We start from the raw sequence: 8501 nt of genomic DNA, 5'->3' as shown, positions 1-8501 counted from the left end.
TTATCTATAGATAATATCCACTCTTAGACGACGCAAAATTAAGCAAAAAACGGATAATGCCCAACCGAAAAACGACAAAAATACTCTTTAGTTAGATATTTTAGGTTAAAGAATTGAAAAACTATACATTGCCCGCTTTTTTTGCTATACGGAGTTTGCAAAAAAAATGAGTTTTACATACGTGATTGATATAGTTGGGGCCATAATCTTGAAAGATGATATGAGCGGGAGGCTCTTATGGCAGGTTATCGTGGAGCTGGGTGGGGTAGAGGTTAGCTATAATGTGAAATAAGCGTATAGGCAGGTGGCAACAAGATAGTTTTATGTGCCGTTAAGTGGGCTTTTTGCAGCAGGATGTCTGCGCCGATAGTCGGTTTGGTATAATGATGTCGAAGGTGATGGCATATAATCTGAATTCGTGGGGTGATTTACTTGTTTCAGGTTTTGCATTTGTTGTTGCCAACCCTGCATTGATTGTTTTGCATTCTAAAAAGAAGTTCGTGGTAGATGGCAAGAACTACGTTTCGATGGCTGGTCGGGAACTGGCGAATGTGTGTAGAATATACGTTAATGTTAATTCTGACAATAATGCAAAATGCTGTGGTTCGGAATGGGACTATGGGTTAATGGGCAGCAAGGGTGTGATAATTGTGTGCTGGTTACAATTTTGCCTTGTCGCGGTCATGGCAAGGAGGGTGTTGGCACCCCGAGAACATAAATGCAGGAAAAACAGAAAAATATCGCGGGTTTTCCTTTGTTTTTTCTCGGGTTTACACTACCTTTGCAAGCAAAAACTAAACGATGGAAGTTATTAACCTAAGTGAGAAGAACTCCATTATCAACCAATATCTGGCTGAGATGAGAGATGTCAATTATCAGAACAACCGATTGCTTTTTCGTAACAACGTCATGCGTATTGGCGAATTTGAAGCATTCGAGATTTCCAAAACATTAGATTATGCCCCTTGTGAGGTAACAACCCCGTTAGGTGTATCTACGGTCAACGTGCCTACAGACAAGATTGTGCTCGCCACAATTTTCCGTGCAGGTCTTCCTTTCCATAATGGATTCCTTAATATATTCGATCATGCCGGCAACGCTTTCGTTTCGGCTTATCGTGAATATGTAGACAAGGAACATCATGAAGTGGGTGTGCATGTAGAGTATCTTGCTACGCCAAGCATTGAGGGAAAGAACATTATTATAGCTGACCCGATGCTGGCGACAGGAAGCAGTATGGAGCTGGGCTACAAGGCATTCCTTACCAAGGGTACTCCAAAGCGTATCCATGTAGCTTGTGTCATTGCGACACCAGAGGGAATAGAGCATATCAAGAAGACTTTCCCCGAGGAAAAGACAACTATCTGGTGTGCAGCCATTGATCCAGGCTTGAACGACCACAAGTATATTGTGCCAGGTTTCGGTGATGCCGGTGACTTGTGCTACGGCAGCAAGTTGTAAGGAAAATATGTTGGCAATCATCTGATTGTCTCGACTTTGCTGATGCTTTACTGCAAAGATAATCGCATCGTAATGTTCTCGTCCTTGAGGGCATTACGATGGGTCTGCGGATTTTTCCGGTTGGTAACACCGTATGTTAGGAATAAAGTCGTACCTTTGCCATATGGAACAGACCAAGCTACTACGCGCCATTCTTCCGGATGTGCTTATAGACAACTTCGATGTTGTAAGTTTTGATAAGACCGATAGCCGCTTTGACATTTATCTTGACGAGAAGAAGGTTCAGATGCGTGAGGACAAGAAGTACGGCAATGTGATATCCCACGGCTTTGGTGACTATCACGTCATCCAGGATTTTCCCATCCGTGGCCGTGCTACGTATCTTCATGTACGCAAACGCAAATGGTTGGACAAGGACACCGGCGAGATCTTCAGCTACGAATGGGACTTGTCCGAGTTTGACGAAACTCGATTGAATGCAGAGTTCGTTTCTTTTTTAAAAGAGGGAGATTGAGTCTACTCCCGTAAGCATCTCGACGCTTGCGGCCCGCAACGGTCTCAACGGTCAGACGCTGCGCAAACAGTACAAGGAGAAAATCAGTGACTATCGCAACTGGGAACAATTGGACCATGCAGAGGAGTACATGCTGTTTCCAGACAATTTCGGTGAGGACATGAGTCTTGACGAGACCTGTCTTTCCAACGGTGAGGTCTACACTATCCTGACGGACAAGGCAGCCCACGGCGGCAAGGGAGCGCTGGCTGCAATGGTTCGTGGTGTAGCTTCGGATACAGTGTCGGCAATATTGAAGAAAGTCCCACGTGAACTGCGCTGCCGTGTAAGGACCGTGACCACAGATTTGTCTTCTGCCATGATGCTGACAGTGAGGACTGCGTTCCCTAATGCCAAGCTGATAAATGACCGTTTCCATGTGCAACGACTTATGACCGAGGCCATTGACCAGATGAGAATAGCCTTACGATGGGATGTGCTTGCGGAGGAGAACAAGGCCATAAAAGAGCATAGGACAAAACGTAAGGCGGCACATACGAGGGCCGAGAAGGAACTTATAGGGGAATGGGTACCAGAACGTATGGCCAACGGTGAAACCAGGCCGCAGATTATGGCACGCAGCCGACATATGATTCTCATGCACAAATCGAAATGGAATGCCCAACAGCAGACAAGGGCCGAAATTCTCTTTCAGATGTTTCCCAAACTCAAGAAGGCGTATGGTCTCTACCTCAGTCTTGTGGACATTTTCAACAAGAAAACCCAGCCAGGAGTGGCAAGGCTTAACCTTGCCAGATGGTACAATGATGTCGAAGATTTCGGGTATGAAGGTTTCAACAAGGTTATTGAAACCTTTGAGAACCACAACGATACCATCATCAACTATTTTGAGGAAAGGCTTACCAATGCATCGGCAGAATCGTTCAATGCTAAAATCAAGGCTTTTAGAACACAGTTCAGAGGTGTAGGGGATATCAGGTTCTTCATGTACAGGCTGGCAACACTTTATTCCTAACATACGGTGTTACCAACCGGAAAAATCCGCTGACCCATTACGATGCGATTTATAATTTCTCGATTGAAGCAAAAAGAAATCTCCCTCGCCACTTGGTGTGACCGAGGGAGATTTCTATATTGTATAGGGCGGTTGCTTAGTATGCAAAAAGTGGATAAGCCTTCATGGTCTCATTTACTTTCTCGCGTACGCGGGCGATAACCTGTTCGTCTTCGGGAGCGTTTAGCACCTCTTCTATCAGTTCGGCGACCAGGTGCATCATGTCTTCCTTGGCACCGCGTGTGGTCAATGCGGCTGTACCCAGGCGAATTCCGGATGTCTGGAATGCGCTGCGAGTGTCAAAGGGCACCATGTTCTTGTTGGCGGTGATATCGGCTGCGACCAATGCGTTCTCGGCGACCTTGCCGGTCAGCTCGGGATATTTGGGGCGTAGGTCTACCAACATTGAGTGGTTGTCGGTACCACCACTTACGATGTCAAAACCACGGCTGATGAGGTCGTCGGCCAATACCGCAGCGTTCTTCTTGACCTGGGTGGCGTACTCTTTCCATGATGGGAGCAAATTTTCGCCGAACGCAACAGCCTTGGCTGCGATAACGTGCTCGAGAGGTCCGCCCTGGGTGCCGGGGAATACGGCGCTGTTGAGCAGGGAGCTCATCATGCGCACTTCGCCCTTCTTGGTAGTGATGCCCCATGGGTTTTCAAAGTCTTTGCCCATCAGGATTACACCGCCGCGTGGACCGCGAAGAGTCTTGTGGGTGGTAGTGGTTACGATGTGTGCATATTTTACAGGGTTGTCCAACAGTCCGGCTGCAATGAGTCCGGCGGGATGGGCCATGTCTACCATAAACAGTGCGCCTACTTCATCGGCAATCTTGCGCATGCGGGCATAGTCCCATTCGCGGCTATAGGCAGAGCCTCCGCCGATGATGAGCTTTGGCTTGTGTGCCAATGCGAGGCGCTCCATCTCGTCATAATCGACACGGCCTGTTTCTCGGTTGAGTTCATAGCCAATTGGGTTGTACAGAATACCAGATGTGTTAACGCGTGAACCGTGAGAAAGGTGGCCTCCGTGGTCCAGATTGAGTCCCATAAAGGTGTCGCCAGGCTTGAGGATGGCTAATAATACTGCTGCATTGGCCTGGGCTCCAGAGTGGGGCTGCACGTTGGCAAACTCGGCGCCAAAGAGTTTCTTGACTCTCTCGCGGGCAATGTTCTCCACTTCGTCCACAATCTGGCAACCGCCGTAATAGCGATGTCCGGGCAGACCTTCAGCATACTTATTGGTAAGATAGCTGCCCATGGCTTGCATAACCTCGTCGCTGACAAAGTTTTCGGAAGCGATGAGCTCCATGCCCTTTAGCTGGCGCTGGTGTTCCTTCTCGATGAGATCGAATATTATTTGGTCTCTTTCCATATTATTAGTATTCCCGTCCTCTCCTCCAGAAGGAGAGTGAGCCCAACTTACTCTGATGGGAATTGTGTTGGTTATGAAACATTATTTTTTTATTGGAATTAGCATAACTTTACTTTGCTCAGTTCTTGCTCCTTGTCGCAATAGTGGCATTTGATGATGCCGTGAGCCTTGTCTATTACGTTGAAGATGGTGAGCATGGGCTCGTTGTTGCAGATGCATACAGGATTGTTGCATTTCACGATACCCCGCAGTTCGTCAGGAGTTTCTACGGTCTTTTTCTCTACAACTTCGTAGTCCTTGATGATGTTGAGCACGGCATTAGGAGCCAGTACTGATAATTGGGAGATCTCTGCATCGGTGAAAAACTTCCCGGATACCTTGATGATTCCCTTGTGTCCTACTTTCTTTGACTCCAGATAGTTGCCTATAGTTACAGGGGTGGTCAGGGTGTCGAGCTTGAGCAGATTTGCCACTTTGTAGGTTTTCTCTGCAGGTATATGGTCTATTACGGTGCCATTCTCAATGGCAGTAACTAACATTTCTTTCTTTGCCATGATTATTCTATTATAGTCTTGTCGTTTTTGATGTCGTCAAGGGTGATTCCGAGACAATGACAGAAGATGGCTTCGCGGGCGTAGAGTCCGTTTTTGGCCTGCTGTATATAGTAGGCATGTGGGTCGTCATCTACATCGTATGCAATCTCGTTGACGCGGGGCAGCGGGTGGAGTATCCTCATATTCTCCTTGGCGTATTTGAGCATGTCTCGGTTGAGAATGTAGATATTCTTGACCTTCTCGTATTCCATCAAATCGGAAAAACGCTCCTTTTGTACGCGCGTCATATATAGGATATCGGCATCTGCAATTACCTTCTCGTTGAAAGCCGTATGCTCTTGGTATCTGATGTTATGCTCTTTGCAGTAGAGCTTGTACTCTTGGGGCATCGCCAGTTCCTTGGGGGCTATAAAGTGGAATGTGGGGTTGAAATGGCGCATGGCAGTTATGAGGGAATGGACCGTGCGGCCATATTTCAAGTCACCGACCAAATAGATGTTGAGATCTTCAAGAGTACCCTGGGTTTTGTATATCGAATAGAGGTCGAGCAGACACTGGGAAGGGTGCATGTGGGCGCCGTCTCCAGCATTAATAATAGGTATTGGTGCTACTTCGCTTGCATAAAGTGCAGCTCCTTCTATAGAGTGGCGCATGGCAATCACGTCAGCATAGTTGGATACCATAAGAATGGTGTCTTTAAGAGTTTCGCCCTTTGTTGTACTTGAAGTCTTGGCGTCAGAAAAACCAATAACGCGGGCTCCAAGGCGATTGGCAGCGGTTTGAAAACTAAGTTGGGTGCGGGTGGATGGTTCAAAGAAAAGCGTAGCCACTACTTTTCCTTTTAACAATTCTCTGTTAGGATGATTCTCAAACTCCTTTGCCATTTCCAAGAGGTATAGTATCTTTTCTTTGGAAAGGTCTTCGATCGTCACAAAATTATGTCTTTCCATATGTGTTGAAGAATGTATTATTCTAAATTGAGTGCTAAGTTACACATAATTTTCAAATATTTGTCCTTTGTTGCCATAAAAAATCGTATTTTTGCAGATATTTTTTCAATGCATTGTATGAGAAGAAAGGTTGTACATATTTTATGGGCTCTTTTGGGCTGTTCGGTATTGGCCGTGACAGTGGTGTTTACGGCAATTTGGAATGGATGGATAGGGTATATGCCTCCCATTGACGAGCTGCAGAATCCTATTAATAGATTTGCCACGCAGGTCTATTCTTCGGACGGCAAGGTGCTTGGCACGTGGAGCTTCAACCGGGAAAATCGTATTCCCGTGGCGTATAATAATCTGTCGCCCTACTTGGTCAAGGCGCTGGTTGCTACTGAAGATGCCCGCTTCTATGATCATTCTGGTATTGACTTTATTGCCCTTTGCCGTGCCATCGTCAAGCGTGGACTGCTCGGGCGTGAAAGTGCTGGCGGAGGCTCTACCATTACACAACAGTTGGCTAAACAGCTCTATACCGAGGTGGCTCATTCTACCGCCGAGCGTCTTATGCAAAAGCCGATAGAGTGGGTGATTGCCGTCAAACTTGAGCGTAACTATACCAAGGAAGAGATAATAGCCTTGTATCTTAATTATTTTGATTTCCTCCATAACGCCGTGGGAATCAAGACGGCTGCCAATACCTATTTTAATAAAGAGCCCAAGGACTTGACTATAACTGAGGCTGCACTGTTGATAGGTTTGTGCAAGAACCCTTCTTTGTTTAACCCGGTAAGATATCCGGATAGAAGTTTGCAGCGTCGTAATGTGGTGCTTTCGCAAATGCGCAAGGCCGGTTATATTACTGATGATGAGTATCGCAAATATTGCGCAGAGCCAATCAGGCTTGACTTTCATCGGACGGATCATAAAGATGGAACCGCCACATATTTCCGTGAATTCCTCCGTCAATATATGATGGCGTCTCGGCCTGAACCTGACAAATATCCTGTTTGGAATCGACGTCAGTATGTTCTTGATTCGATTGCCTGGGTAAGCGACCCGCTCTATGGCTGGTGTAATAAGAACTATAAGAAAGATGGTGAAAACTATAATGTTTATACTGATGGACTAAAGGTTTACACGACCATAGATTCTCGCATGCAACAGTATGCGGAGGATGCGGTCTACGGTCATGTTGCCAAGTATCTTCAGCCTTTGTTCACACGTGAAAATCGCAGAAAGCCCAATGCGCCGTTTACAGATAAACTTACGCCTAAGGAGGTGCAGCGCATTATGCGAAAGGCAATGGAGCAGAGTGAACGTTATCGCGCCATGAAGGCTGCTGGTGCTTCAGAAGAGGAAATTCGGCGTGCCTTCCGGACCAAAACTGACATGACGGTATTTTCTTATCAGGGAGATATTGATACGGTGATGACGCCGATGGATAGCATTCGTTATTACAAATCATTCTTGCGTGCCGGATTTGTAAGCATGGAGGCGCATACGGGCGCTGTCAAGGCTTATGTGGGTGGCCTTAATTACAACCATTTCATGTATGACATGGTAATGGACGGTAGGCGTCAGGTGGGTTCTACCATTAAGCCATTTCTCTATGCTTTGGCTATGGAGAATGGATTCACCCCATGTGATTTGGTGCCAAACGTTCAGCAGACATATATGGTTGCAGGTAAGCCATGGACTCCGCGTAATTCCAGTCATAAGCGATATGGAGAGATGGTTACTCTTAAGTGGGGACTGGCTCAGTCAAATAACTGGGTTTCAGCTTATCTTATGAGTAAACTTAATCCCCGGCAGTTTGTTACAATGCTCCATGATTTTGGAATTAACAATCCCGACATACATCCGTCGATGGCACTTTGCCTTGGTCCATGCGATGTATCTGTGGCAGAAATGGTGAGTGCATATACTACGTTTGCCAATAGCGGTATACGCTGTGCTCCAATGTTCGTGACCAAGATAGAGGACGCAGAGGGAAATGTGGTGGCACGTTTCCAGCCTCGTATGAACGAGGTGATTAGTTCTGAAAGTGCCTATAAAATGATAGAAGAACTGATGGGCGTAATCGATGGCGGTACTGGTGGAAGAATTAGGTATAAGTTTAATGTCGAGGGACCTATTGGAGGAAAAACCGGAACCACCAACCGTAACTCAGATGCCTGGTTTATGGGCTTCACGCCCCAGTTGGTGAGCGGCTGTTGGGTAGGTGGCGAGGACCGAGACATCCATTTCGATTCGATGGCGCTCGGACAGGGTGCCTCTATGGCACTGCCCATTTGGGCTTACTATATGAAGAAGGTGTATAGGAATAAGGATTTGGGCTATTCGCCTGATGTCGATTTTGATATTCCCGAAAATTTCAACTCGTGTGTAAAAGAAGTTGACGAAACTGGGTCAAATGACATAGAGGAAGTCTTTGAGTGATGAGTGACTGATAAAGCCATCTGCGGATATAAGAGCAGATGGCTTTATATCTTTTTGAAGTGTTCGGCATTTTGTATGAATTATGGCGGTTAGTCTCCCTATATAATATATAATAATGTATATAGTCCCCAGGGTCATCATTTCGGTTGATATAAATCAA

Annotated in this window: 7 protein-coding genes; 4 read left to right on the top strand and 3 right to left on the bottom strand. The window is 46.3% G+C overall.

The window, feature by feature from the left end:
* The first annotated feature begins 801 nt into the window (after positions 1 to 801).
* The 3 genes from upp (at position 802) to CIK92_RS11800 (ending at position 2990) form a co-directional block, all read left to right on the top strand.
* Entirely contained in the window at positions 802 to 1461 is a 660-nt protein-coding gene (gene upp, locus CIK92_RS11810; RefSeq protein ID WP_094389204.1) for a uracil phosphoribosyltransferase, read from the top strand.
* A 163-nt stretch (positions 1462 to 1624) separates the two neighbouring features.
* Positions 1625 to 1975: a hypothetical protein gene (locus CIK92_RS11805; RefSeq protein WP_094387020.1), complete on the top strand. Its 351-nt coding sequence runs from the start codon at positions 1625 to 1627 to the stop codon at positions 1973 to 1975.
* A gap of 130 nt (positions 1976 to 2105) precedes the next feature.
* Positions 2106 to 2990: a transposase gene (locus CIK92_RS11800; protein WP_254046086.1), complete on the top strand. Its 885-nt coding sequence runs from the start codon at positions 2106 to 2108 to the stop codon at positions 2988 to 2990.
* Between the two features lie 136 nt (positions 2991 to 3126).
* Here the strand turns inward: CIK92_RS11800 and glyA are convergent, their stop codons facing one another.
* From glyA to pyrB, 3 genes are all read right to left on the bottom strand, one after another.
* Positions 3127 to 4407: a serine hydroxymethyltransferase gene (glyA, locus tag CIK92_RS11795; protein WP_094387520.1), complete on the bottom strand. Its 1281-nt coding sequence runs from the start codon at positions 4405 to 4407 to the stop codon at positions 3127 to 3129.
* Between the two features lie 98 nt (positions 4408 to 4505).
* Positions 4506 to 4961: an aspartate carbamoyltransferase regulatory subunit gene (locus tag CIK92_RS11790; RefSeq protein WP_094387519.1), complete on the bottom strand. Its 456-nt coding sequence runs from the start codon at positions 4959 to 4961 to the stop codon at positions 4506 to 4508.
* A 2-nt stretch (positions 4962 to 4963) separates the two neighbouring features.
* Positions 4964 to 5911 carry an aspartate carbamoyltransferase gene (gene pyrB, locus CIK92_RS11785; protein WP_094387518.1) on the bottom strand — a complete coding sequence of 316 codons (948 nt, stop codon included), beginning with the start codon at positions 5909 to 5911 and terminating at the stop codon, positions 4964 to 4966.
* A gap of 117 nt (positions 5912 to 6028) precedes the next feature.
* Between pyrB and CIK92_RS11780 the strand changes: the two genes are divergently transcribed.
* Complete coding sequence (locus CIK92_RS11780) at positions 6029 to 8341, top strand: penicillin-binding protein 1A (protein ID WP_094389202.1); 2313 nt, start codon at positions 6029 to 6031, stop codon at positions 8339 to 8341.
* Positions 8342 to 8501: the final 160 nt, after the last annotated feature.

It is taken from the genome of Prevotella sp. P4-67 (assembly GCF_002251325.1).
Classification (GTDB): Bacteria; Bacteroidota; Bacteroidia; order Bacteroidales; family Bacteroidaceae; genus Prevotella.
This window is presented reverse-complemented; position numbering and strand designations above follow the sequence as displayed.